Origin of the sequence: Brevibacillus humidisoli (assembly GCF_020923435.1) — a bacterium.
Taxonomy (GTDB): Bacteria; Bacillota; Bacilli; order Brevibacillales; family Brevibacillaceae; genus Brevibacillus_E; species Brevibacillus_E humidisoli.
The window spans coordinates 1,596,379-1,621,994 of sequence record NZ_CP087263.1; the positions used below are offsets into that span (position 1 = coordinate 1,596,379).

Below are 25,616 nucleotides of genomic sequence, written 5' to 3' on the forward strand. Positions count from 1 at the left end.
ATGAAGGCAGAACAAATACTGAGGTACCGGAAACCGTGGATTCTGGTTGACAACATTGTAGAGATTTCCGCAGGGAAGCGGATTGTAACCCAAAAACTAATCACAAGCAGCGATTACTTTCTGCAGGGCCACTTTCCCCAATACAGCATCTACCCCGGCATGCTGGTGATTGAAGGATTGAAGCAATCGACCGAACTGTTGTTCAAGCTGTCGGGCTCCGCTTGCTGCGGCAAAAAACCGCGTCGGATGCTGCAGCTCACCGCCCGCTTCGCCAAACCGCTGGAACCGGGGGATACGGTTACCTATACCGTCACCCACCAAACAGGAAAGGAGAAGGAGTGTCTATCATTTTCCTGCAAGGCGACGGTAGGGGAGGACGAAGTAGTGCGGGCCCGCATCACCATGGAAAAGGAGGGGTGCAGTTGTCGCGTGAAGAGCTGATCGAGCTGTATGACCAGGGGAAACTGGCAGGTGTCCTACACTTGCCGCCAGCAGAGATGCAGCCTTGTCCAATCGTGATCTACTGTCCGGGCAAGAACGGGGAGCGCTACGAGGTGCATCGCCTGGCCGTCAAGTACGCCCGGCGACTGACGGCGCGCGGCATCGCGTTTCTGCGCTTCGATTACTACGGTCTGGGTTTAAGTGATGGCGAGTATCACCACATGACGACGACGACCAAGCTGTCCAACGTGCTTGCCGCCTATCGGTATGTGCAAACATTGCCGCAGATCCTTCATGATCAGGTTGCTTTCCTCGGCTTTAGTGATGGAGCGCGGATCGCGCTGATGGCGGCCAATCGCAGTGATGTCTCCCGGGTCGTATTGTGGAGCCCCTTGTTCAATGAATACGCCGGTAACATGCCCAACCGCAAGCTGCCTCGCTTCAACCGCCATCCGCTCTATCCGGAATTCCTGGTCATGCCGTGGGCCGGACTGTGGGTGGGGATGGGCTTCTATCAGGATCTGAAGGGAATCGATATCGATCGCGAACTGCGCACATACCGTGGTGAATCGCTGATCGTCTACGGGGATGACGATCCACTGATCGAAGAAGAGTTTTCGCATATGCAGGTTGGTGATTATCGTCTGTACCGCCATTCCGCAAAAAACCAGTTGGTGGTGGTGCCTGGAGCGGGTCATCTGTTCACCTCACTGCCGTTTGAACAACGGTTAATGGCTGAATCGACCCATTGGCTCAGGAAGTCGTTTAACCGTCTGGCGCCGCTGGAGGGGAAGTGAAACGATGTGGACACAAGTGAGGTTTGGCGGCGATCAGGGGATCTATGGCGTAGTGGAAAAGGCGGAACAGAGCAGCGGGCCGCAGCCGCTCGTGATCAGTTTTGCCGGTTTGGGGCAAGCGATGAGCGAAAAAAACTATCTCTTCTCCAACATGCGCAAACGGATGGCGGAATACGGACAGTGGTTTGTCCAGTTTGACTACCGTGGATATGGAGACAGCTATGGTGAATTGGGCGATGCTTCGCTGACTTCGATGCTGGAAGACGCGCGCGACGTGCTGGAACAGGTGACGTCCGTAGAGCAGCCCAGCAAGATCTACCTGGTCGGCAACGCGCTGGGAGCGATCATTGCACAGGAGCTTGCCCTATGGTGGGAAGAGAAGAAGAACATTCCCTGTCTGCCGATCCTGATCTCTCCGCCGCTGCAGATGCTGCCGCACTCAACCGAGATATTTGCCGCTGACGATTTGGCCAGAATTGCAGCGGAAGGCAAGATCGACTCACAGCAATTGGTGCCCGGTTACGACTATTACACCTTGTCTGACTTTCGACCTGATCAGTATGAGTACGTTACCAGGCTGGGCGCACACTTGCTCTATCTACACGGTCAATGCGTCGGCAAAAAGATGATCGAACAATTGGATCAACTTGATCCTGCCGAGCTGTTCCGTAAAAGTGGACGGATCTGTCCGTTAATATGCGGAGAGAACGATGAGCTGACCATTCAGTTGGCGGAACAGTTGGGCGTCTTTCATCTCCACTTGCTGTCAGGGGTCACCTACTATCATCAGCATCCGGCAGCAATGGACCAGTTGATCGCGATCGTCCAGTCAATCGTGAGGGAGGATTTGAAGTCGTGTTGACGTTTTTAGGAGGGATAAGCAACTGTAGGGAGATTGTGGCTCTTTGTCTGCTGAAGCACTTCGGATTTGACGATCTGTACAAACTGCTGGGGCGCTATCTGGATTTCCGCTTCACCCGCAGAGGGAATGCTGTCTGCAGCTACGATGTTTCGTTTGAAACCGGTCTGTATGAAGCGATGCAGCAGGTGTACGGAATTCGACTGGTCCATCTACGCAGTGTAGATGAGATCTATCAGGCCATCCGCGAGCAGCGATATCCCGTCATCCGGGTGAATAGTTTCTATATGCCGTACATGACGGTCTACTATCAGAAGCACCATGTCTATCACTATATCATCGCCGACGATCATGATGAGGCGACGGGCAAAACACGCGTGTTCGATGACCTGCTCTCCTTCTACGATCGACTGGACGGCAAAATATGGGAAGAAGCGGCACAATGGGGGGATCTGGACGCATTTGTATTTGATTTGCAGCAGACTGCCAAACCGGATGAGGCCGGCTGGCAGGACTTTTTACGGCAGCAGTCGGAACGCCTCTACCGGGACTATTTGTCAGAGTCAACGGAAAGCGTCGGAGGCAGCAGCTTGCTCTCCTGCCGTGACGAGATAGTCGATTGGGATCGGCTCGACTGCGAGAAGAGGAACCAACGGGTGGAACTTCTGCTCCGTGAGCTGGTCTCCATTCCTTATCTGCGCAGGGGTTTTTCCCGCTATGCGGAGATGGTCCACGGCCAAGGCAGGTTTACACAAGAGGCGGTTGCTCTGGCAAACGATTGGCAGGTGCTGTTCAACACCTTTATCCGCCAGATTTATATGGATCACAGCTGCATCCCCGAGATCACCGATAAGCTGCGCCGGATCCATGAACAGGAAAGACGGTTGGTGCAGGCCAATTACGATTTCTTTCATTAAAAAGGGGGTGTTGGCGTGGACAGGCAGACACTGGCTGATCGACTGCTCGCGGAAGGCGTCGACTGGCGTTACCCGGATCAGGAAGGATTGAGTGAACGTGTGTTGGACTGCCGCCAATCCAGCATCAAAGAGGTGCTGCGCTGGAAAGGGTATGACAAGTTGATCCGCGTCTTTCTCAATCGGTTTGACTGTTTTTACTCTGGTCTTCTGCTGCGCCGCAGTGAACCAAAACTGATGTTGGGATGGGGACTGACCACCCATTCCTCGCTGTCACCCGAAGGGGTGCGCTCGATGATTCGCTCCGTCTTTTCGCGTATCGGGTACTGCTTGCTTTACACACAAGCTTACCATATGCCCTTTTCTGCCTATTACGGGCGTTACGAAGTACTGCATTGGTCACTTGTGATCGATTGCGACGATGAGCAGGTGACACTCGTCGATGATTCCGGCAGTCCCGTCTACTTTCAAGGATACGTCGGCAAAGTCCCTTGGGAGGTGCTGGCCGATGGCTGGCGACAAAACGCTGAAGGTGGCGTCGCCTACCTCGTTCGTGAAACGGTCCCGATGGAGTCCACATGGCCTGGACACTGTCGGCAGCTGCTTGTCGATACGGTGTCAGAAATGGTGGACAGAGGAGGATTGAACAATCTCGCCGGGTTTATCCAGGCGGTGGAAGCGGCGCCTCTGACGGAATTGATTGAGGATTTGGAACGATTGGAGTTTGACCTGAACTACTATCGCAAAGCGCGTGAGCTGTGGAAACTGGCTGTCGCCAGCGGTCATTTTCCGGCTGAGCTAACCCAAGGCACATGGGTGGAGCATCTCTCCGACGCCTGCCAAAACTGGTCGCTGGTGATGGGGGTCGCGATGAAATGGCGGCGACAGCCATCGCGTGATTACCGCGCCAAACTGACTGATTATCTCTGGCAAGCATACGAGGCGGAACGTGCCTGCTTCCTGGCGATGGCTGAACTGCTGCAAAAGGAGGGAAGCAGATGAAACAAGAGCAGCTTGATAGACTGGCGGATCAGATTGTTTGCGATTCCCTGCAGATCACCGGAGGCGAGCGGGTGATGATCGATTTAACAGGGGACGCAGATGACTTGGCTGAAGCCGTGATGGAGCGGATTGCCGCGGTAGGCGGTGTTGCCCAGGTGAGAATCCAATCACAGCGTCTCAATCGCGCACTGATCACGCAGGCTGACAAAAACTTGTTCGCCCAGTGGGCCAAGTGGGAGTGTGAGCGCCAGGAGGCATGTGATGCCTATCTCAGCATCAAGGCAGAGGAGAACATCTATGAGCTGGCCGACGTGCCAAAAGAGAAGTATGACCTCTATAGGCAACATTACCTGCAGCCGCTCACCATCTCCATGGCCGGTATGAAAAAGTGGCTGCTCATCCGCTATCCAACCTATGGCATGGCTCAGTTGGCCAAACTGAGTTTCACGGAGCTGACCTCCCGATACTTCCAGTCGTGCACGCTGCCCTACGGCAGACTACGGGAGCGGGCCAAACCGCTGATCGATCTGCTGCAGCGTACGGAGAAGGTGCGTATTGTCGGCCCGCAAACCGATCTTCAATTCTCGATTGCAGGAATGTCATCTTTTCTGTGTGATGGCCGCTATAATCTGCCGGATGGCGAGCTGTTTACGGCACCGCTGCTTGATTCGGTAGAAGGGCAGATTTCGTTTAACATCCCGACATCTTACCTCGGGATGCCTTTTGAGCAGGTCCGGCTCCGTTTTTCCAAGGGAAAGGTGATAGAGGCAGAGGGCAACGACAGAGAAGGATTGCAGCGCATCCTGGAAACCGATGCTGGATCTTCCAGAGTGGGGGAGTTTGGCATCGGCTTGAACCCGGTGATCGACAGGCCAATGAACAACCTGTTATTCGATGAAAAGATGGCCGGAAGCATTCATCTGGCTTTGGGACATGCATATGAGATGGCCGACAATGGAAATCGTTCCGCGGTACACTGGGACTTGGTTTTATGCCAGTCGGCAGCGTACGGTGGCGGCGAGCTATGGTTCGACGGTCAGTTGATTCGCAAAGACGGCCGCTTTGTGCTTCGCGAGCTGCGCGAACTGGACGAATGGCATATGGAGGATGGAATATGGCTCGAATCATGATCGTCAGTCAAGGCTTTTCCGGACATGTTGTCCCTATACTGGGGACTGGCGTTGAACTGGCCAAGCGCGGCCACGAGGTGTGGTTTCTGTGCACGGAAAAGTATCGCTCACTGGTGGAAGGCGCCGGGCTTCGCTTCCAGACAATCCGGTTGGATAAGGCACCAACCAATCTCATCCAAGAGACGATGGAAGATATTCTGCATCTGGTCAGGCAGAACGCTTTTGATCTGATCATCTGTGATTCCGCCCAAAGTGCCCCGTCCTATGTGGCTGAACTGTGCCACATACCTTGGATCAGCTTTCACACCACGGTACCGCTCCCCGATGAACTCGTCCCGGGTGACCATGCGTCCCATCGGCGGATGCGCTACTTTTACAAGAAAAAACTGAACAAGGTGAGAGCGGTCTTCGGGATGGCGCCGCTTGTTGATGAAGTACGCACGCGGGGTGACTTCGCCGGACTATCGCCACGCCTTCACTTGGCCATGGTCTATCCGGTCATGGTGAGAGATGAGACCGGGCTTCCCGATTCGATCCGCTACGTGGGTCCCTGTTCATACGAAGAACCACACTCGCAGGAAGGCGGGCAGCCTGCACCAGGGTCTGACCCGGTCATACTGGTCTGCACTTCTTCTCTACCACGGGACGATTTCCGCATCATGATGGATCGGTATCTCGAAGCAAGTGTCCAAGCGTTTGGCGGCAAGGCGTACCGCTTACAGGTGACGGACAGCCGTCCATACAGTGGTGCGACACCGTTTCCAAGCAACGTGGAATGGATTACCCGTTTTCCGGTGCATAACGAGCTCATGCCGCGAGCGGATGTGGTCATTACCCACGGTGGCTGCAGTACCTTGCAAAAGGCGATGAAATACGGTGTGCCAATGGTGATCGTTCCGCTCGGGGCCGATCATCCCATCCTAGCTTCACGCTGTGAAGAATTGGGAATTGCCATTGTGATGGAACCAGGTGAGATGAGTGCGGAGCGACTCCGCCAGGCGGTCGGACAGTTGCTGCAGGATGAAGGGTACCGGATGCGGGCCAAGCAGCTCGCGTTGGATATCAACCGTGAGTCGCCCAACTCCAAGAGCGCCGATCTGGTAGAGCAGCAGCTTGCTTCACTAGGTGTTTTGTAGATCAATCGAGGAGGGATAGCGGATGTCGTTACAAGAGACCGTAATCGAGATCGTCAAGAATATCAGTGGGCGGGATGATGTTCACTTTGAGAGCGATTTGCTTGATTTGGACATGAATTCCGTCAAGCTGATCGAGATGTTGATCGAGCTGGAGATGACATTTGATGTTGATGTGTTGGATGAACAATTAAACCTGGATGAATTAAACCGCGTCTGTGACGTCTACGAGTATATGAACCGGTTGTTGGAACAGCAATAGAAAAAGTGAAGGCCCTGTCTGGTGACGGGGTTTTTGTTTGCAAGTCCCTTCATGGGCGATTGAGCCGAACGGATCGTCAAAAGAAGCAGAGTGAAGCGAGGGGAAAGACCGATACACTAGTCTTGAACCAGCTGGGTGGGGAAGGGAGAAACGGGTGATGCTGTATCTCAAGCATGTCTCTGTCAACGTGCCGCAAAGCAGGATGACGTTGGAGCAGATCCGCGATTTGGACGGGATTGAAACCACAGATGTAGAAGCGTTGAAGCGGCGTGGGTATACCAGTGTGCCCGTAGATGAAGCGGATACCAGTCTTGATCTGATAGGCGCCGTGCTGGATCAACTGCTGTCGCAGTCTGAGATCCACCCAAGGCAGGTCAGGTACGTCATCATGCCATACCTGTACAATGCATTTCCATACAAGTACGACATGTCGGGAGAACTGCGCAAACGCTATGGATTGAGCCGGGCCACTTTTTTTTCGGTGAGAGACTTGCTCTGCTCCAACTGGCTGATGGGGCTGAAAGTGGGCGGCACCCTGTTGGAGCGTTCGGACGATGAAGATGATGTGATCATTTTGCTCACGTGTGAAAAGGCTTATCTGCCTGATCTGCGTTACGGTGGCGTCTATTTTGTCGTCGGAGATGCGGCAGCAGCAGCAGTGATCGGCAGGACGGGACCTGGTGATGAGATTCTATCCGTTCATAACGTAACGGACATCCGCACTTTTGCGCTCAGAGACCCGCATGCGGGACAGGTAATCGTGCAGGACTATTCCTACTTCATCAGCATGAGCAGGATGATACGTCGCTGCCTGCAGCAGGCAGACACATCGCTTACAGAGGTGAAGCTGTTTATCCCCACCAATACGATCACGGAGACATGGGAAAATCTGGCTAAAGTGATGAAGCTCTCTCCAGAGAGGTTTTTTACGAAATCGTTGTACACGTACGGCCATACCAACAATTGTGATCTATTGCTCAACTATGATTGGGTTGTCAATCGGGGCGGTCTTCAGCCGGGAGAACGGTATGCATTTGTCAGTATTGGCAGCGGAGGAGCGATTGGATGTGCCGTATGTAGAAAAGGATAAGCTGTTTCTTTCCCATCCCGCCGTTTGTCGCGAGTACACGGACCACCGCCAGTTGGACGGCATCGCCTACGAATGTTACAAACAGCTACGGCAGCGTTACACCGCTGGGGAACAGCAGGTTCCGTCCGAGTTGGACACAGAGCGGCTGTTTTTCCCTGACGAGCCTTGTCGGCTTGCTGCCACATTGATCCGCAGCAAACCCGACAGGGAACCTGACTACTTGATCTGCTGCTACGATTCCTATCAATTGACCAACTATATCAGTCCCGCATTGTACATTCAGCACGCGCTGGGATTTTATCGGAGCGAATCGTTTTCGGTTGCCGACATGGGGGTATTTGCTCCGCTGTTGGCATTGGAGTGGGTGAGAGCAACTCGTTCCGAAGCTTTGATGGTCTGCATGGAGCAGGTGTACGACCGGATTGAGAGTTGGGAAGGAAGGCGATATCCACGCGCCGATGCCTTGGCGATGCTATCCGTTTCTACTCGCCAGGGAGCGTATCAGGTGATTTGCTATGAACAGCAGCTGGTCGATCCAGCAGGCAGGGGAGAGGATGGGTCAATCGATGACAAAACACTTGCACGTGCCGCCTGTCAATTGATCGATACCGAGCTTGTTCGTCTGCAGCTCCCGATCAGGGACGTCACGGTCGTGGTACCTGGTTACAGTGAAAGATACGAGCAGGCTTTTTCCAGGCGCTATCCCCATGTCTATCGACGCAGCGACAGGCGCAATCTGGCAACGGCGGATGGTTTTTACTCTTTGGAAGCGATCAGTGGCACAGCGTCAGCAGCAAATCCATATGTCCTGCTTAGTCTAGCAGATCCGCGCGGCTCGGTCGGAATGCTCCTGCTGCGGAGCATGCTGCCGCCGCAGAAAGGGGGAGAGGATGGGCTTCTTTAGAGAACAACTGCGGAGTGCGCTGACCGAAAGCGTTGGGCAGCTGCGAGTGGCGTGGCTGGGAAACTTTGAAGTGGAAAACGATTGGCAGAGGGAGGGGCTGCTCTCCTTGCCCAGTGTGACCAGCAGTCCGTCACACCGCATCAACGATAGTCTATCCGAGCTCACACTGATGCTGGCCGAACCAGAAGACCTCGTATTGCTAAAGCATCCGCCCGATGAGGATTACCTGCAATATCTGGAGGAGGTAGGGTGGCAGGCGCCGATCATCGTGACGGCGGAAGCGTCAGAACTGCCGCTTGCAGAGGCGCATCTGCGGCAGCGGAGTTCGAAACAGGCGCTGCGCGCATGGGCCAAAGCAGGAGACGCCTATCTGCTGCCGCACGGTGTTTCCCGACAGGTGGAAAAGCTGACCCGATCGACCAACATCCCGTTGGCAGCAGCCGGGGAGCAGGTAAGCGCATCGGTCAACAATAAGCTGTACAGCCGCAGGTTGTGCGAACAAACAGGAATCCGACAGCCGCATGGGGTAGCGGCCCGCAGTTTGACGGAGCTGCAGCAGGGCTTTGCAGAAGTAAAACGCTTGCTGCGCACATCCCCGCTTCTGCTCAAAGAGGGTACTGGGGTTTCGGGCAAGGGAATTGTTCAGATCGATAATGAAAGTCGTTTTGAACAGATCCTGCGTCTGTTGCGGCGAGCTGCCGAAAAACAAGGAACAGAACAACTGGAGATGGTGATCGAGGAGAAGATAGCCAAAAGCACAGACATCAACTATCAGTTCCTGCTGGGACGTGATGGTACGTACACTCCTCTCTACACATTGGTAGCGTTGGTTGACCAGGGGAAACACGTCGGCCACCTGCATCCCCATCAGCTTCCGGCGTATGTTGTGCGACAAATCGAGGAAAGCATGCCGCTCGCCGCAGAGGAGTTGGCAGGCGACGGATATTACGGCATGGTTGGCGTCGATGCGCTGCTCGGCCAAGATGGGACCCTCTATCCCTGTATCGAGATTAACGCACGGTTAAACATGTCTACCTACCATGTCAAGGCATTTGAGGAATGGATTCCGCCGCAAAGCGCGGTGATTGCCCGTTCGTATTCGATCAAGAGGCAATCTCCGCTCACCTTCCGAACCCTGCGGGAGAAGCTGGATCAGCTGGTCTTCACCCGTAAAAGGGGATCAGGCATCCTCATCAATGCGTTTGCGCCAGTAAATGCCCTTCACCAACCAGGACATGTCTATACGGGCAGGTTGTACGCGATGGTGATCGGCAGCAACCGCGACGATTGCCTGCGGCTGCAGGCCCAGTTAGTCAAATGTCTTAGGGATCTGGGAACGGTCGTGCAGGGGTGATACGTGCAAAGGTGATTGGAGAAGGAATCACACCGGCTGCAACCGGATCCCCAAACAGCTACAAGGAGGGCTGAGTGATGAGCGACACATCGGTGTCAAACCAGATGATGGAGTTGGCGGAGCGTTACGGGACCCCGCTCTACGTCTACGATCTGAACAAGGTAAGAGAGCAAATCGCGACCATTGTCGATCATATGCACCCCGCTGTTCAGTTGTTTTACTCGTTGAAGGCGAATCCCAACACTACACTGGTCAGAAAAATCTACGAAACCGGAACCAACCTGGAAATCTGTTCCCTGTACGAATTGAAGGTGGCACAAGTCGCCGGGGCTTCCCCTGATCACATCCTATACCTTGGTCCCGGCAAGACGCATCAGGAGATTCGCCAGATTGTCGACTACGGTGTTCGCTACATCGTAGCCGAGTCATTGCAAGAACTGGAATTGATTAATCAAATAGCAAAAGCGGCAGGCAAAGTCGTGAAGGTCGGCGTGCGCGTCAATCCGGAAGTGGCAGTAAAAGGAGCACGCCTGCAAATGGGCGGAACCGCGCGGCAGTTTGGAATCGATGAGAAACAGTTTGGCGATGTGGTGGCGCTGATCAAACGTCTGCATCATCTACGGCTTTCCGGTATCCACACCTACCACGGTACGCGGATTCTGTCCGCTCAGGTGATTGCCGAGAACATACAATACATCCTCTCGTTTGCTGCACAAGTGATCCAACAGTATCAGCTGTCACTTGATTATGTAGGTGTAGGTGGCGGTCTCGGCGTACACTACTTCGCTGGTGAAAGCCAATTGGATGTCGCTGCCCTGGGCAGCCAGACCCGCGAGCCTATCGAAAGATTTGTGGCCAGCCACAAAGGGACAAGCATCCTGATGGAATCCGGACGCTACATCGTTGCAGAAGCCGGAACCTACCTAGTCAGCGTGCTGTACACCAAAACCTCCCAAGACATTCGTTTTGCGATTACCAACGGAGGCACCCACCACCACATGGCTGCCGGCGGTATGGGCAATGCCTTCTTAAAAAACTTCCCGATCCGAGCGTTTGTCAGCGAGCAGCGGGAAATGGAGAAGTATCACCTGTCCGGACCACTCTGTACGCCTAATGATCTGATCGGCAAGCATGTTGAACTGCCCAAACTGCGGCCAGGTGACGTGATCGGCATCCAGCGGTCAGGGGCATACGGTCTGACAGCCAGTCCTGTCTTGTTTCTCAGTCACGGGCTGCCTCGGGAAGTATTGTTTGACGGAGAGCGTGAATGGATGATTCGAGAACGTGACGAGTACATGGTACCCCGTGTACGCATCGTCAGTTAATCCATGAAACCATTGATTGCGAGGAGGCGAATCACATGACAAGGAAAATCCTAGACATTCCAAAGTATGTGGAGCAGGAGGAAACGCTGCGAACATGGACATCCTGGGTAGACAGTTTATACACCCCACTGTACGTTGCGGGTGACAACAGGCCTACACACGAACTGATGGGCATTACCGGTTTTGCCTTTCGGATGCAGATGCAAAACGAGATGATCTGCAGCAGCAGCACAGTCGTTTTCGATTGGCAGCGTGTCTTTACTGAGAGTGCGCTTCGACTAGGTTACAAGTCCAGTTTCTACTACGGACGCTTTGAGAATGCTTATCTGCCGCATGTGTCGGATCATTTTCCATTGGTTGATGATAACCGTCAGGCAATCGAGGCGATTCGTTCGTACATTGACGCGGGTAAACCCGTGATCGCTTTTGACCTGTTCCTGCCGGAATTCGGGGTGATTTACGGATATGATGACGAAAAACGGGTGCTGTACGCAATGGATGCTGCCAAGGAAGAGGGCGGGGAGTTTCCATATGAAAAACTGGGCCAAACCTACTCCTTGATCTTGTGTGTCGGAGCCCTGGACGAACCGGTAAAGATTGACCAGGCAGAAGCCCTGCGCCAAGCCCTGCAGTTTGCCGTCGATCATGCACGTGGGCGTGATATCTATGCGTCAGATTGCTACACCACAGGATTGGCCGCTTACGATTTGTGGATCAAACACCTGGAGAAAGGACCTGGTACGATCGACAAAAACGTCAATGCCTACGTTATCGCCGTTTTTGCTGACGCGAGAGCAAATGCCGTTACGTTCTTGCGTGAAGCAAGCGTGTCGGAAGCTGTGAAACCATATACGGACAATGCAGCGGCGGCTTATGAACGAGTCCACATGGAGTTAGAGCAGTTGTGCCAACGCTATCCGTTCCCGCATGGGGGGACGCTGACGGAGGAGAATCTGCGTGAGTCGATGGAGAATCTGACCAAGGCCAAGCAAGCGGAAGAAGAAGCCATCGTCAATCTGGAGAAAGCACTTGAGTTACTCTAGGAACAGGGAAGAAGAGGGAAGTGAAAACGACGGCCATACCGGTGGATGGCCGTCGTTTTATGTTTCTCGCTGCAGCAGTACCAAGCCAAGGGAGGAGATCGGGCCGGCCTGGATGAGCAGGACATACTCGCCGCGCTTGATCCGGTCTTCGACCACTGCTTCCGCAAGTGAAATCAGGCAGTCACTTGTCAGCAGATTGCAGCGGCTGGCATTGGTGCGACGGTAGACGGCAGAGCAGCCGCTGACAAGACGCTGTACGCCGGAGAAAAACGAGTCGCTGAGATGCTGCGGAACGATCAAGTCAATCTGGTCGAGACTGGTTCCGTTTGCTCCCAGGAAGCGGTCCAGCATCGATTCAAGCGCGTGCAGCAGTACTTGCTCCGTAGCAAGAAACTCTCGTCGCCCCCAATCGTACGGGTTTCCATGGGGGGATGCCCAGGTATGTGATTGGATGGCGATCACTCTCCAGTCGCCTGCCTCCGGCTGCACCAGGCAAGAGACGGCTGCATCCCCCTTTGGATAGGAGGTGAAAAAAAGGCGGGGCTGAGGGGGAGAGATCTGGTCAGCTGCAACGATGATGGAAGGGGCTGCTTCCGCCTGATCGCTTTGGGCGTAGAACTGGCTGAGCAGGTTGATTGCGGTAGCAAATGAGGCGGATCCTTGATGACTGACTGAGAAGGAAATCGACTCTTTTCTTCTGGTCAGCTTTTTTACCTTCAACACAGGTGTCAGCGTTAAACTGGGAACAGTCGTCTCATGCGCATAGAGCAGGTAGGCGGTCCTCATCTGCTGCTGCCCGGCAAGCGTGGCTTCCACGCATTGAACAGCGAGATCGACTGCTGTTGTTTCGCCGACGACTACCGGTATCTGTTCTGATCTGTACAGGTTCGCGTCACTCTCCATCAAGCGATTGGCGAGAAGAAGCCCGTACTCATGGTAGAGCGCATGAAGTGCGGAATGTAGATGATCAGCTTCATCTTTTCCGTCTTGCTGCGTGATCATGTCCGCCCGGATCAGTCCCTCCAATGGCTGCTGCTGTGGTACCGTCGTACTGATCCGAGACAGATACAAGCTCTGTTTGGAACCCATGCTGGACACCTCCCTCAATACTGAAACACGCTGCAGCCAAACGTACCGCCCATCCCAGCTGTAAGGATCAGGTAGTAGTCGCCTGGCCGAAGCAGATTCTCTGCTAGGCCCCGTTCCAGATTGAGGATCGGATCGGCATTGTGACAGTGACCCACCTCCGACAGCGTTGGGTAATAGAACAGCTCGTGCGGCATGTTAAGTGCACGGGCAACCCGAAGCCAGGTGGTTTGATTCAGATTGCTGGGAAAGATACAGCGGATCTGTTCCGGATCAAGCCGGCATCCACGCAGTGCGGTACGCAGGAGCTTGATTAGTCCGAACGTGAAGGTCTGCTGAAACAAGGCGTAATCAGCTGGGGAAGATGCCGGACCGTCATAGATGGTCGCTTCACTATGTAAGAAGGTGCGGATCAAGCGACTACGCTTTGCATCGCGGGTGAGGTAAACGGCGACCGCTGCATCCCCTGCCATCGAGCTGTCCAGCAGATACCGCTCTTGCGGAATGAACATTTTGTCTGCTGTCATCAGCAGTACACCTGGCGATGAGGGGGTTTGTTGCAGCCATTGGTTGGCGAGAAAGAACAGCAGGTTGATGGATGCACAATTCATCTGGGCTGCTGACATCGTTTGCGCCTCATGCAGTTGTCGAGACAGCCGCCATTCACTAAGTGGATCGTATAGATAAGGCGCGAAGGGGTTTAACGTATGCGTAAACAAAATCTGGCCGATGTTGGTTGGCTGCACGTCATGATTTGCTAGAAGCGAATCGGCAGCCGCGGTCATCATGGAAGCTGCTGTTTGCCTTGGTTCAATCGCGATGAATGCCAGCTTGTGATCGTACAGCAGACGATCCACTTGGGTGGCGCTGATCCTTACCTCACTCTGCAGTTCTCGCAGGTGACAGCGCTGTTCGGGCACATAGCTGCCAATCGCTTCAATCCCTGTCATCCCATTCACCTCTACTTTCCTTCGCTTCTTCCCTGTACAACAACGCATACGTATCTTCATTCTCGGCCAATCGACAGGATCCGTACATAGCGCCACTGTTAGGAGTGGGTTAGTCGGATGATACGACAAAACCACAGCCGATTAACAGTCAAAATATGTATAAAGTTTCCCTGTTTTGTATCATGGTGTTAGGACATGCGGCGCACGCGAAGCGTCTGCATGGGGAGACCAGTTTGATGCAGAGGAGAGGAAAGAATTGAACGAAACAGTACAAGAAGTAGTGGGAGTATTGGCGGCTCTGCTTGACATCAATCCCGACTCGATTTCAGAAGAAGATCAACTATACGACGGCTTGGGATTGGACTCGACGAAGATTATCGATTTGCTGCTGCAATTGGAGATCACATGCGGGATCGAGTTCGACATGGAGGAGCTGGAACCAGAAGATTTAGAGACAGTGAAAAGCCTGTCCGCATGTATCGATGCACACAAGAGAGCAACGTAAGCATAGTAATGGAGAAAAAACACGAACATATGTTTGTGTTTTCTGCTATAATGGGAATGTCGGTGAACATAAAATGGATATAAATGTAAAACAACTGCATATAAAATGACATAATTCTTCCACTACCCGCAATTGTCAAAAAAACTAGAATTTAAATCAAAATAAACAGATTTCTAAATATGTAATCTATGTAAAATATGGAGTAAGCATACAAGGTGATTTTTTCGACAAGTGCAAATATCGAAGAAAGGAATGATCATTCATGAATGCACTGGTTGTTGTATCAAAAAAGCAATCGGAAGATTTGCAGTGCGAGTTCATCCATTCCTTGTCAGAAAAAGCAGAAGTCTTGGTCTTGGAGGACTTCCGGGGGGTAAAGGATGCCGTCTCCAAACAAAAGTACAGAGTAGTTATCTTAATGACGTATGGCGACTCGTTTCCGGAATCCTGGAAGATGACGGAACTGCAGGTCGACTGTCCGACCGTTATCCTGACCAACGCCAAGAACATCAACCTGTTTTCCATCCAGTCATTCATCGAATCGTTTGAAGAGAACGACACCCCCGATATCGACAACCCCTTGTTCCGCAAATCGCTTAAATACATCGAGGAGAACCTGCATGAGAACGATTTGTCGCTGACCAAGGTAGCGTCGTTTATCTATGTCAGTCGTTGTCATTATTCTCGCATGTTCAACAAGTATCTGGGTACCGGCTTTAAGGAATACATCATGACCAAGCGAATTCAACGAGCGAAACTGCTCTTGAAAAAAGGACAGCCTGTGACAGAAGTATGCTACTCCGTAGGATACAACGATTTGACACATTTCTCCAGAGTATTCCGTAAACTCGTGGGTGTCAATCCGTCTACCTACCGTCTGTCCAATCGGAAAGTATCATACAGTGGAGGGAAACAATGAACAAAAGATGGATCGGCAGTTTGACCGCAGCAATTATCATCGCAGGTGGAATCGGCGGCTATTGGTACTGGCAGACTCCGTATGCGCTGCCCGAGATTTCCGAGACCATCACGCAGGAACAACTAAACCTGGTCTTTGCAGAAGAACAGGAGGTGGCATCTCGCAAGATGGACAAGCAGGAGGCGGAACGCGGCCTGCCGCAATCGATGGACCGCCTTGAGCCGGATCAGGCACCATACGCCTATTACTACGGCTTGTCATTGCTGGAGGAAGATCGGGAGCAGGCACTCGCGTACTTGGGAGCAGCTGTACAAGCTGTCCCAACCAATCTGGTCTACAGTACGGATTACCGGATCGCGTTGACTCGGGAGAACGGTTATCAGGAGGCGCTCGATTTTTTTGCTGCACTTGATCAAAACGTTCCGGAAGTGAAGCTGCAGACGGCCCTGGTATACGTGGACATGCTCCAGGAAAAAGGGGTAGGGACCGCATGGCTTGGGCAGCGTTCCACGCTGTCGATCCGGGAACTAAACCAGATATTGGAGCAAAATCCAAATGATTGGCTTGCTCACTACGCACGTGGTCTAAACAATCTGTATTGGCCGTCCGGATTGCAGCGGATCGACAAAGCTGTACAGGATTTGTCGTTCTGTCTGGCAGCGTTAAAGCAGCTTGGAGATCAATCGTTCCCGTTCTGGCCGCAGCTGTACGAAGCGTACGGTGATGCACTGGTAAAGAGTGGGGATACGTCAGCCGGTTATGCTGTATGGAAAGACGGGCTCCGTCATTATCCTGATGCGGAAGGCTTGAAACAGCGAGTTGATGCTGGCGAGGAACAAGCGATGGAACTGGTAAAGCAAATCCGGGGTATTGACAGTTTTCAACCACCGGCGCCAGAGATTACGGATCTGAGTATCATCTGGAACCAGAAAGCTGACGAGAGTTGAGGAGATGAGCTTTGAGTGAAATCGTCGTAACCGGAGTCGGTACAGTCACGTCGATTGGCGAAAACACGGAAGAGGTTTGGCAGGGTTTGCTGACCGGCCGGTCCGGTGCCAAACAAATCACCAGTTTTTCCGTAGATGAACACCAGAACAAGTATGGATGTGAAATGGAGCGAATCCCACCAACTGTCTTGCCGGTCGATTTGGATGGATTGGGACGTGCTACCAGAATCGTGCTACCGGCCCTGGAAGAAGCATTGGGAGATGCTGGATTGTCCCCAGAGGATCTGGCTGCTTGTCGAACAGGGGTGTCGATCGGTACAACGATGGGTGAGATAGAACCCCTGGAAGAAGCGATGATGCAAAAGGGAACAGCGCGAGAAGGTGGGCCGCACGTTATTGTTGAGAACATTGTACGAATATTCGGAATTAACGGTCCCCTTTGGACGATTACCAATGCTTGTGCAGCGGGCAATCTGGCGACAGCTAGAGCGATGGACGAACTGATCAGTGGACGGGCCGATATCATGATCGCCGGCGGTGTAGACGCCTTCTCTTGGGCCGCCTTCACCGGTTTCAGCAGTTTGCGCGCGATGACCCCTGAGCTGTGCCGGCCGTTCGATATCAACAGACAAGGTTTGATCCTGGGTGAAGGGGCAGGGCTGATGATTCTGGAGCGGGCGGATCACGCAGAGAAGCGGTCAGCTCGAATCCGCGCCCGTTTGCTAGGATATGCGATGAACTGCGACGCTCACCACATCACGCAGCCAGACCCAGCGGCCCAAGGAGCTGCGCGAGCGATGGAGGAGGCCCTAAAACGGGCAGGAATTGGCAAGGAAGCAATCGGGTATGTCAGTGCTCATGGTACCGGAACCCCTGCCAACGACCGGATGGAAGCAGAGGCGCTGCGTACCGTCTTTGGCGAGGCGGCCGAGGCGTTGCCAGTAAGTTCGATCAAGGGACACATCGGTCATACGCTGGGAGCTGCCAGTGCGATCGAGGCAGTTGCCTGCGTAAAAGCACTGGAGAGTGGAGTGCTGCCGCCGACGATCAACCTGCAGCAGCAGGACCCGGCCTGCAACGTTCAAGTGATTGCCAACAAGCCGCTGGCAAGACAAGTGAGATACATGCTGTCCAACGCATACGCTTTTGGCGGGATCAACTCTTCGCTGGTACTTGGCCGGGCGGACTAACAATGCTGAAGAGGTGTGTAGATGCTCAATCTTAAGTCGACCAATCGCGGTCCAATCACCAAATGGTCGGATTACAAGCTGGACCCGCGATATCCGCTTCTGCTGTTCCTGATTACTTTTGCTGTGGCCGGTCAGGTCTATCTGGGCTTCTTCCAGCGATGGGATGCAATCTTTACCTCTCTCGTCTGCACAGTGGGGACGGAACTGGTGCTGGTGCGTCTGCTTCACAAAAAGTGGGTCTTTCCACTCAGTGCCGTGATTACAGGGATTGGCGTCAGCCTTCTGCTCAGCTCCTACCTGCTGTGGCCCTATGCCTTGGCGTCCGTGCTATCTATCGTCTTGAAGTTTCTGATTCGTTACAAAGGGTCGCACATCTTCAATCCCAACAACGTGTCGCTCGTGCTGGTCCTCTTCTTTCTGCCCGACTTCGCTGTCAGTACACCGAAACAGTGGACCAATGGGTACGAAGTGATGATCTTTATTCTCTGTCTGGGGATGATCGTCAGCTATCTGGCAAATCGCCATGATACGGTGATTGCCTTTCTGTCTGGATTTACCTTGTTCGCTCTGGGGCGACACTACTTTTTCGACACACCGCTGTGGTTTGCCCTGGGACCGCTGTTAGGGGCATCTTTGCAGCTGTTTACCTTCTTTATGATCACCGATCCCAAGACGACACCCAACAGCCGTCCCGCACGCGTCGTGTTTGCCATTCTGATCGCGCTGTTTGACGCCATCCTGCGTCTGTTTGATGTCAACAACCAGCAGTTTTACGCGGTCTTTTTGCTGGCTGTTTTTGTAGGCATCCCGTATCGCTGGTGGATGTCGCGGAAGTTCGCGCAGATGGCAGAACAACAGACGGGATGATGGGTGATGGAGCGACTGTCCAACAAATCGTCTGGTTGGCCCGCTTCAGCGCGTACGTATTGTAGGTGCAAACGAATCACGCCAAAGAGGTGTTTCCATGTTCAATCTGAAGTCCGCTGCCAAGCGGCCGATTACGGTATGGAGCGATTACAAGGTTGATCCGCGGTATTTCTTGCTGCTTTTTCTGGCCAGTTTTGCGATTGCCGGCCAAATCTATCTGGGCTTCTTCCAGCGGTGGGATGCGATCATCGTTTCCTTGCTCTGCACGGTCTCAACGGAACTTCTGCTGGGACGGATCTTCCATAAAAAGTGGCAGTTCCCGTTAAGTGCGATTATCACAGGGATCGGAGTTAGTCTGCTGGTCAGTTCCTATCTGCTCTGGCCTTATGCGCTGACAGCGGTTCTGTCCATCCTGTTCAAATACCTGATTCGCTATAAGGGTGGACACGTCTTTAATCCCAACAATGTGGCGCTGGTGCTGATTCTTTATTTTCTGCCGGAATACGCGGTCAGTACGCCCAAACAGTGGACTAACGCGTACGAGGTGATGCTGTTCATCCTCTGTCTGGGTTTGTTTGTCAGTTATCTCGCAAACCGGCATTACGCTGCGCTGACCTTTTTATCCGGTTTTACCCTGTTGGCGCTGATCCGGCACTACGTGTTTGGTGCGCCGCTGCTGGCAGCCTTGGGGCCACTGCTGGGTGCTTCGCTGCAGCTGTTTACCTTCTTCATGATTACCGATCCCAAAACAACGCCCAGCAGCAGGGGAGGACAAGTCATCTATGCGCTGATCATCGCGCTGTTCGATGCGGCCTTTCGGATCAACCAATTCGCCAATCCGCAGTTCTACGCCGTTTTCCTGGTGTCGATCCTCGTGGTGATTCCGTATCGATGGTGGGTGGCGCGCAAAAGTGAGCAGGCGACTGGACAGAACGCGAGATGAGGAGGCATACACATGCAAGATCTGTACGTGACCGGTGTGGAGGTACTGACCGCTCATGGCTTGGGCACGAGCCAGCTGCCAGACATTGAGAACCTGTCCAGTCTGGCTGGGACGACGGTCCCCGACTTGTCTCCAGCTGCATATGGCTACAAGGGGTTAAAACGATTGTCCCGGGCTTCTCGTCTGAGTTGCCTGGCGATTGGACAGGCATTGCAGGAGGTTGGGTTAGACCTGTCGCGGGGCAGAAAAAGCGCTGATTCGCGAACCGGTTTCCTAGTCGGGTCCAATCACTCCAATCTGGACGCAATCGCTGAGCTGTACCATGAATCGCAAACCTATGGTCCTCGGAAGGTGAATCCAGGGATCTTTCCTGAGACTGTCTTGAATGTGATCGGTGGCCATGCCGCCATCTACTTCGGGTTGTCCGGGGTAAACGTAACGATTTCCAATGGTCGTGATACGGGGATCAAAAGCCTCGCTTACGCGTGTTCCCTGCTGAGAGAAGAGCAGCTGGCACGCGTAGTGGTGGCGATTGTCAACTTGCTGCCTCCCGATGTGTTTGAGACAGCCGTACGGGCGTCGCTGCCGTCCTTTGAATCGGTTGTCGTGCTTGTGCTGGAAAGCGGGGAAGAGTCAAGCCGCCGCAGACGTCTAGCAAAACTGGATGTCCAGCGTGCAGCAGAGACGGGCAGCTCTGTCGGGGGACAACTGGTTTCGGCCGAACACGCAGTACTGGCGTCGGCGATCGCGCTGCGGGAACTGACGTCGGGCAGCCAATCAACCATCCGGCTGCTTTCCTCTTGCTGTACCGAGGGGGATTACTTGATCACCCTTGAAGCCGCAAGGGAGAATCTTCACACGAACTGGCCTGTGCCGGATGTCGGCACTTTGAGAAATGGAGTTGAGTTGGATGAGAAGCGCTGACGCTCTGGTCACAGGCACGAGCATGCTCTGCTCGCTGGGAGTTGGCAACGAAGCGGTTTGGGAAGGTGTCTCGTCGCAGAAGCAAACGCGAGGAGAGCGAACCTATGAGATGCGGGACGGACGGACACTGTGTTATCCGGTCTACCCAATGGAGAGGCTCGATCTGAGAGATTGGCTGCAGGCCTCTGCTTGTCGCTGGCTGCAAGAGGAACAACTGGATCAGGATGCAGACTTTGTTTCTTTAGTGGTTGCGGCCCGTCTGGCGATGCAGGAAGCGGGACTACCGGCTGCAGGGGAACAGACGGTGGCCCTCGTCATTGGCCATGAAAACGCGGGTGTTGTGCCGCTGATGGATCGACTGCTGGCCGATCCCGATGTAGATGGCGGTGCGGACGGGCGGGGTGATGCGCTTGCCTCCTTTCGACGGCACCAGGAGGCGTTCTTTCGAATCCAGACGTTCACTTATCCCTTTTACCTGGCAAAAGCACTGCAGATAACGGGTCCCTCCTACATCATCAACAATGCTTGCGCTACGGGCATTTACGCACTGGAGCATGGCAGGCAGTTGGTTTTGTCGGGCCAAGCCGATGCCGCCGTTGTGGTCTGTTCCGATTATGCACATGCGACAGAACACCTTTGGCTCGGACAAAAGGGACTGATCTCGCCGACGCAAGAACTGCGGCCATTTGATCGCAGAAGAAATGGTTCCGTACTGGGGGATGCTGCTGCCGCTTTCGTCCTAGAGTCACCCAGTCATGCCGCCAAGCGGCAGGTGCGACCCATCTGCGCCTACAAGGGGAGTCGTCTTCGCCAGGACAACTGGCACATCACCCTTCCGGACGTTGCTGCCCATTCCTATTCGCGGGCGATGGTCGATGCGATTACACAGGTGGCGGATTATCAGCCGCCCGATCTGCTGATTCCCCACGGTACGGGCAGTCCGTTATGGGATCATTACGAAGCGGTGGAGATTCATCGCGCATTTGCCGGGTTGTCCTGCGAAGTACCGCCTGTCACTGGCTTCAAATCAGCTGTCGGGCATACCCTGGGAGCTTGCAGCTTGCTGGAATCAGCGCTGGCCGTTCACTGTTTGGTGAACAACGTGATTCCGCCGCTTCAAGATTACGCGGAGGAGGATCCCAAGATCCGTTTGCCGGTGGTCACGAAAGGGGTGGAGCGTAAACTGCGTTCGGTGATGAAAACTGTTTCCGCATATGGTGGCTTTCACGCCGCAGCCGTATTTGAACAGCTTGTGCAAGGAGAGTGACGACTATCGCACAGAGAGACTTCACTGGAAAGAAAGTGCTGGTCACCGGGGGTTCGCGGGGGATCGGACGCGCTTGTGTCCGACAGCTGGTGGAAGCTGGTGCCGACGTAGTATTCACATATGCCAACAATCGGGAGGCAGCCGATTCGTTGGTCCGGGAGAGCGCCTCACTGCCTGGAAGCGCAGAAGCAGTCAGGGTTGATTTCCGCCTCCCGGAGGAGGTGGGATCACAGGTGGAGCAACTGCTTAGGCGGCATGCTTTTGACGCTTTGGTCAACAATGCCGGTCTGCTGCGGGATGCGCCAGCGTACCGGATGGACCTAGAGGAGTGGGACGAAGTGATGCAGGTTAATCTTCATGCCCTGTTTGCTGTCACGCGCCGGTTGATCCGTCCCCTCTCTCTGGTGAACGGAACGATTGTCAACATTGCCTCTGTGGCGGGTATCGCCGGTACGCCAGGTCAGGTGAACTACGTTGCTTCCAAAGCAGGTGTGATCGGGCTTACTCGTGCATTGGCAAGGGAAGTGGGGCCGCTCGGTGTCCGGGTTAATGCCGTGGCACCCGGATACGTGGATACAGATATGATGGCGTCGATACCGGAACAGAGACGCCGTTCGCTAAAGAACGGGATCTCGTTGAGGCGAATCGGGCAGCCGGATGAGATTGCCTGCGCAGTGCTGTTTCTGCTGTCAGACGAAGCATCTTACATCACAGGTCAGGTGTTGGTCGCAGATGGCGGGCTGCTGTAAATCTGACGAACAAAGGAGTGTCAACCGATGAATGTAGACATCGAACAGGTAAAAGAAAGTCTTCTCGAGGTAGTTGGCGAGCTGACGGAGACGGAGCTGGATGAGGCCGCTCTTGATGAGCCATTTGCCGCACTCGGCGTCGACTCGCTGATGGCACTGCAGTTGGCTGTCCATCTGGAGCGCGAGTACGGTGTGCGTCTGAGCGAAGAGGAGCTGGCGCAAATGAAAAATCTGCGCGACATCCTGCAGGTTATCGATGAGCGAGCGAGCTAAACGCATGGTGGCCAGCCTGTTTTTCCGCCTGCTGCATCAAGACCCTTCCCGCTACGAACGACAGTTCCTCCGCCCTGATGGACGTTCCTTTTACAATGAGCGATTTGCAATCGTTCTGCAGGCGTTTTTTACCGGGTACAACAGTGGTTTGCGCACCGAGCTCTCAGTGAGGGAGATTCGCACCGAGCTCGATCAGCGCTTTGATCCCTTCTATCGGGGCTTTGCCTATGAGGGGCTGGGGATGGGACTTGCCGCTAGAAGCGATGTGATCCGCAAGGGGCGGCTCACCTTTGAATACGACATCCGACAGATTGATCCCGGTTACATCTATCAGTACTACGTAGGACTCGGCTGGTGGCTGCACACGCGCTACCGATATCGATCGGAGAAGTACAGACGGCGCCTGGCTGTCCTGCATCCTCACTTTGCGCTGATCATTTATGACGGGGTCGGGTTTAAGACCGGTTTGTTTCACAAGGCGGATATCACAATGGCGATCGATCGCTTTTCCCGTTTTGCTCCAGACGAGCAGCGAGTCTGTTGGCAGGGATTTGGACGAAGCTTGTGGTTTCTCAACCAGTTTGATAGCGAACAAACCGTACAGGCGGTCGGAAGACTACCCTCCTCTGTGCGTGCAGATGTGTACAGTGGAGTCGGCCTTGCCATTGCCTACAGCGCCTTTGACTATCCGGACTGGCCGGCACATGCCCGTTCGCTTGTAGAACCTGTTTATCATCCTGCTTTTGACCAAGGGCTCGCCTTTGGCTGGGAGACGAGGCGGCTGCAAAACCGCCCATATTACCAGCAGATGCTTGCTGGCTATCCTGCCGGTTTGCCGGAGCAGATCGAGCAAATGGTCGCTGCGGTGCACACGGCTCGCCAACGGGTAAGCGAGATCACATCCAGCGAACTGTTCTACAGCCGCTGGATCGATGAAACGAGAAGGCTGTTAACGATATAGGAGGAGCGAGGGGAGATATGCGAGTGAGAACGTTCGGGTACGTGCTGTTGACACTACTGCTTGTCGCAAGTACGACTGGCTGTCTTGGACAGAAAGCAGAGGAGAAACGAGAGTACGCTTTTACTTTTGAGGAGATTGCCGAGGAGGCGGGGGTTACCTTTGTTCACGAAAAGGCCACGTTTGACAGCAAAGTGGACAACATCATGCCCTGGCTGGTCTCTACCGGTGCAGCTGTAGGAGTAGGGGACTACAACGGCGACGGCTGGATGGATCTGTATTACGTCAATTCGCGAAAAGGCAGCAAAAACGCGCTGTACAAAAACAACGGGGACGGCACTTTTACGGATGTTGCCGAGCAGGCCGGAGTAGCGGACATCAATCACGACGGTATATCGGAAACGGCTGTCTGGTTCGATTTCAACAATTCCGGCGATCCCGACTTGTTTGTCGGCGCGTGGGGCAAGAGCAAGCTGTTTCAAAACAACGGAGACGGCACCTTTACCGATATTACGGACCAGGCCGGAGTCGGTTACAAAGGCTACGTCGCCAAGGCAATCACTCTGGACTACAATCGCGACGGCCATCTGGACCTCTACCTGGGGAACTACTTTCACGAACGAAACGACCTGTGGAATCTGACTACCACCAAGATCATGCACAACGACTTTGAACGCGCCCGCAACGGCAGTCCCAACGTCTTGTACCGCAATAACGGAGACGGCACCTTTACCGATGTGTCTGAGGAGATGCAGGTGGGCGACACTGGCTGGACGTTGGCGACCGGCTCCGCCGATATTGACAACGACGGCTGGCCGGACATCTACAATGCCAACGATTTCGGTCCTGATGTGCTTTACCTGAATCAGGAGGGCAAAGGGTTCCGCAAAGTGGTGCAGCACGCCGGGATCGGCGATGACACGTTCAAGGGGATGAATGTTGACTTTGCCGACCTGTTCCACGATGGCAACCTAGCGTTCTACATCAGCAACGTGAGCAAACGTCGCTACATCCTGGAAGGCAACCAGCTCTGGCATCGAAACGACAAGGGAGAGTACGTCGACCGTGCAGAGGAGTTGGGCATCAATGTGGCTGGCTTTAGCTGGGGTGCTCGATTCTTTGACGCTGACAACAGCGGGAACTTCAGTCTGATGGTGACCAACGGTTTCATCTCGGCCAGCAAGGAGCGGGATTACTGGTTTGACCTGGGAACATTGGCGACGACGCCCGGCAACATCATTGAAGATGCCCGGAACTGGCCGACGTTTGGTGATAAAAGCTTGTCCGGTTACGAACAGAAACACTTGTATTACAACGATGGAGAATCGTTCCAAGACATTGCTGCGGATGTAGGCATTACCTTTGTGGAAGACAGTCGCGGCGTGGCAGCTGTCGACCTGTTTAACCGAGGGGTACTCGATCTGGTCTTCGCCAACCAGGGCGGACCAGCCCGTATCTATAAGAATCAACCGAAGGTACAGAACAACTGGATCAAGCTGGATCTGGAGGGGACCGCACCGAGCAACCGGGACGCTGTCGGCACCCGTGTAATCTTTGAAGTAAATGGTGTGCAGACCATTATGGAGCGGGACGGAGGGAACAGTCACGGAGCTCAGAGCGATCCGCGCCTGCACTTCGGACTGGGTTCCGCACAAAAAGTGGACAAGCTGACCGTGAGATGGCCAAGCGGCCGTGTCGAGGAGTTCCATGACGTACCAGCCAATCAGGTTCTGACGATCAAGGAGAAAGCAGGGCCAATCGAGTCGAATCAATCATAACTGACA

The 25,616-nt window shown here is 53.9% G+C and carries 27 protein-coding genes; 25 read left to right on the forward strand and 2 right to left on the reverse strand.

The window, feature by feature from the left end:
* From LOK74_RS07965 to LOK74_RS08025, 13 genes are all read left to right on the forward strand, one after another.
* Nucleotides 1–441, forward strand: a complete 441-nt coding sequence (locus LOK74_RS07965) for a 3-hydroxyacyl-ACP dehydratase FabZ family protein (protein ID WP_230046104.1) — start codon at nucleotides 1–3, stop codon at nucleotides 439–441.
* Entirely contained in the window at nucleotides 423–1,238 is an 816-nt protein-coding gene (locus LOK74_RS07970) for an alpha/beta hydrolase (protein WP_230046105.1), read from the forward strand. Before LOK74_RS07965 ends, LOK74_RS07970 begins: the two co-directional genes overlap by 19 nt.
* Before the next feature lie 4 nt (nucleotides 1,239–1,242).
* Nucleotides 1,243–2,100 carry an alpha/beta hydrolase gene (locus LOK74_RS07975; protein WP_230046106.1) on the forward strand — a complete coding sequence of 286 codons (858 nt, stop codon included), beginning with the start codon at nucleotides 1,243–1,245 and terminating at the stop codon, nucleotides 2,098–2,100.
* Entirely contained in the window at nucleotides 2,094–3,014 is a 921-nt protein-coding gene (locus LOK74_RS07980) for a BtrH N-terminal domain-containing protein (RefSeq protein WP_230046107.1), read from the forward strand. Before LOK74_RS07975 ends, LOK74_RS07980 begins: the two co-directional genes overlap by 7 nt.
* A gap of 15 nt (nucleotides 3,015–3,029) precedes the next feature.
* On the forward strand, nucleotides 3,030–4,013 hold the full coding sequence (locus LOK74_RS07985) for a hypothetical protein (RefSeq protein WP_230046108.1): 984 nt from the start codon (nucleotides 3,030–3,032) through the stop codon (nucleotides 4,011–4,013).
* Nucleotides 4,010–5,143: an aminopeptidase gene (locus tag LOK74_RS07990; RefSeq protein WP_230046109.1), complete on the forward strand. Its 1,134-nt coding sequence runs from the start codon at nucleotides 4,010–4,012 to the stop codon at nucleotides 5,141–5,143. Before LOK74_RS07985 ends, LOK74_RS07990 begins: the two co-directional genes overlap by 4 nt.
* Nucleotides 5,128–6,279 carry a glycosyltransferase gene (locus tag LOK74_RS07995; protein ID WP_230046110.1) on the forward strand — a complete coding sequence of 384 codons (1,152 nt, stop codon included), beginning with the start codon at nucleotides 5,128–5,130 and terminating at the stop codon, nucleotides 6,277–6,279. Before LOK74_RS07990 ends, LOK74_RS07995 begins: the two co-directional genes overlap by 16 nt.
* Before the next feature lie 22 nt (nucleotides 6,280–6,301).
* Nucleotides 6,302–6,538: a phosphopantetheine-binding protein gene (locus LOK74_RS08000; protein WP_230046111.1), complete on the forward strand. Its 237-nt coding sequence runs from the start codon at nucleotides 6,302–6,304 to the stop codon at nucleotides 6,536–6,538.
* A 157-nt stretch (nucleotides 6,539–6,695) separates the two neighbouring features.
* Entirely contained in the window at nucleotides 6,696–7,628 is a 933-nt protein-coding gene (locus LOK74_RS08005; RefSeq protein WP_230046112.1) for a 3-oxoacyl-[acyl-carrier-protein] synthase III C-terminal domain-containing protein, read from the forward strand.
* Entirely contained in the window at nucleotides 7,567–8,532 is a 966-nt protein-coding gene (locus LOK74_RS08010; RefSeq protein WP_230046113.1) for a hypothetical protein, read from the forward strand. The genes LOK74_RS08005 and LOK74_RS08010 overlap by 62 nt, the downstream gene beginning before the upstream one ends.
* Complete coding sequence (locus tag LOK74_RS08015; RefSeq protein ID WP_230046114.1) at nucleotides 8,519–9,886, forward strand: preATP grasp domain-containing protein; 1,368 nt, start codon at nucleotides 8,519–8,521, stop codon at nucleotides 9,884–9,886. The genes LOK74_RS08010 and LOK74_RS08015 overlap by 14 nt, the downstream gene beginning before the upstream one ends.
* A gap of 77 nt (nucleotides 9,887–9,963) precedes the next feature.
* Nucleotides 9,964–11,211 carry an alanine racemase gene (locus LOK74_RS08020; protein ID WP_230046115.1) on the forward strand — a complete coding sequence of 416 codons (1,248 nt, stop codon included), beginning with the start codon at nucleotides 9,964–9,966 and terminating at the stop codon, nucleotides 11,209–11,211.
* Nucleotides 11,212–11,246: 35 nt separating this feature from the next.
* Nucleotides 11,247–12,254 (forward strand): cysteine peptidase family C39 domain-containing protein, encoded by a 1,008-nt coding sequence (locus tag LOK74_RS08025; protein ID WP_230046116.1) that lies wholly within the window; start codon nucleotides 11,247–11,249, stop codon nucleotides 12,252–12,254.
* 57 nt (nucleotides 12,255–12,311) lie between these two features.
* Here the strand turns inward: LOK74_RS08025 and LOK74_RS08030 are convergent, their stop codons facing one another.
* Both LOK74_RS08030 and LOK74_RS08035 read right to left on the reverse strand, forming a co-directional pair.
* The gene (locus LOK74_RS08030) at nucleotides 12,312–13,343 is read right to left on the reverse strand and encodes a hypothetical protein (protein ID WP_230046117.1); all 1,032 of its coding nucleotides are present in this window, start codon (nucleotides 13,341–13,343) and stop codon (nucleotides 12,312–12,314) included.
* Nucleotides 13,344–13,357: 14 nt separating this feature from the next.
* Nucleotides 13,358–14,290 (reverse strand): 3-oxoacyl-[acyl-carrier-protein] synthase III C-terminal domain-containing protein, encoded by a 933-nt coding sequence (locus tag LOK74_RS08035; RefSeq protein WP_230046948.1) that lies wholly within the window; start codon nucleotides 14,288–14,290, stop codon nucleotides 13,358–13,360.
* A 256-nt stretch (nucleotides 14,291–14,546) separates the two neighbouring features.
* Between LOK74_RS08035 and LOK74_RS08040 the strand changes: the two genes are divergently transcribed.
* From LOK74_RS08040 to LOK74_RS08095, 12 genes are all read left to right on the forward strand, one after another.
* Complete coding sequence (locus LOK74_RS08040; protein ID WP_230046118.1) at nucleotides 14,547–14,795, forward strand: acyl carrier protein; 249 nt, start codon at nucleotides 14,547–14,549, stop codon at nucleotides 14,793–14,795.
* 262 nt (nucleotides 14,796–15,057) lie between these two features.
* Nucleotides 15,058–15,714 carry a helix-turn-helix transcriptional regulator gene (locus LOK74_RS08045; protein ID WP_230046119.1) on the forward strand — a complete coding sequence of 219 codons (657 nt, stop codon included), beginning with the start codon at nucleotides 15,058–15,060 and terminating at the stop codon, nucleotides 15,712–15,714.
* A complete protein-coding gene (locus LOK74_RS08050) occupies nucleotides 15,711–16,661 on the forward strand; it encodes a hypothetical protein (RefSeq protein ID WP_230046120.1) in 951 nt (316 codons plus the stop codon). The genes LOK74_RS08045 and LOK74_RS08050 overlap by 4 nt, the downstream gene beginning before the upstream one ends.
* Nucleotides 16,662–16,672: 11 nt before the next feature.
* Nucleotides 16,673–17,851, forward strand: coding sequence for a beta-ketoacyl-[acyl-carrier-protein] synthase family protein (locus LOK74_RS08055; protein ID WP_230046121.1), 1,179 nt, complete (start codon nucleotides 16,673–16,675; stop codon nucleotides 17,849–17,851).
* 21 nt (nucleotides 17,852–17,872) lie between these two features.
* Entirely contained in the window at nucleotides 17,873–18,718 is an 846-nt protein-coding gene (locus LOK74_RS08060; RefSeq protein ID WP_230046122.1) for an RnfABCDGE type electron transport complex subunit D, read from the forward strand.
* 97 nt (nucleotides 18,719–18,815) lie between these two features.
* Nucleotides 18,816–19,661 (forward strand): RnfABCDGE type electron transport complex subunit D, encoded by an 846-nt coding sequence (locus tag LOK74_RS08065; protein ID WP_230046123.1) that lies wholly within the window; start codon nucleotides 18,816–18,818, stop codon nucleotides 19,659–19,661.
* A gap of 12 nt (nucleotides 19,662–19,673) precedes the next feature.
* Nucleotides 19,674–20,585 carry a beta-ketoacyl synthase N-terminal-like domain-containing protein gene (locus tag LOK74_RS08070; protein WP_230046124.1) on the forward strand — a complete coding sequence of 304 codons (912 nt, stop codon included), beginning with the start codon at nucleotides 19,674–19,676 and terminating at the stop codon, nucleotides 20,583–20,585.
* On the forward strand, nucleotides 20,572–21,852 hold the full coding sequence (locus LOK74_RS08075) for a beta-ketoacyl synthase N-terminal-like domain-containing protein (protein ID WP_230046125.1): 1,281 nt from the start codon (nucleotides 20,572–20,574) through the stop codon (nucleotides 21,850–21,852). The genes LOK74_RS08070 and LOK74_RS08075 overlap by 14 nt, the downstream gene beginning before the upstream one ends.
* Nucleotides 21,849–22,601 (forward strand): 3-oxoacyl-ACP reductase family protein, encoded by a 753-nt coding sequence (locus LOK74_RS08080; RefSeq protein ID WP_230046126.1) that lies wholly within the window; start codon nucleotides 21,849–21,851, stop codon nucleotides 22,599–22,601. Before LOK74_RS08075 ends, LOK74_RS08080 begins: the two co-directional genes overlap by 4 nt.
* A 27-nt stretch (nucleotides 22,602–22,628) precedes the next feature.
* Nucleotides 22,629–22,874: an acyl carrier protein gene (locus LOK74_RS08085; protein WP_230046127.1), complete on the forward strand. Its 246-nt coding sequence runs from the start codon at nucleotides 22,629–22,631 to the stop codon at nucleotides 22,872–22,874.
* Complete coding sequence (locus tag LOK74_RS08090) at nucleotides 22,858–23,835, forward strand: DUF1702 family protein (protein ID WP_230046128.1); 978 nt, start codon at nucleotides 22,858–22,860, stop codon at nucleotides 23,833–23,835. The genes LOK74_RS08085 and LOK74_RS08090 overlap by 17 nt, the downstream gene beginning before the upstream one ends.
* A 23-nt stretch (nucleotides 23,836–23,858) precedes the next feature.
* Nucleotides 23,859–25,610 carry a CRTAC1 family protein gene (locus LOK74_RS08095; protein ID WP_420908744.1) on the forward strand — a complete coding sequence of 584 codons (1,752 nt, stop codon included), beginning with the start codon at nucleotides 23,859–23,861 and terminating at the stop codon, nucleotides 25,608–25,610.
* Nucleotides 25,611–25,616 lie beyond the last annotated feature (6 nt).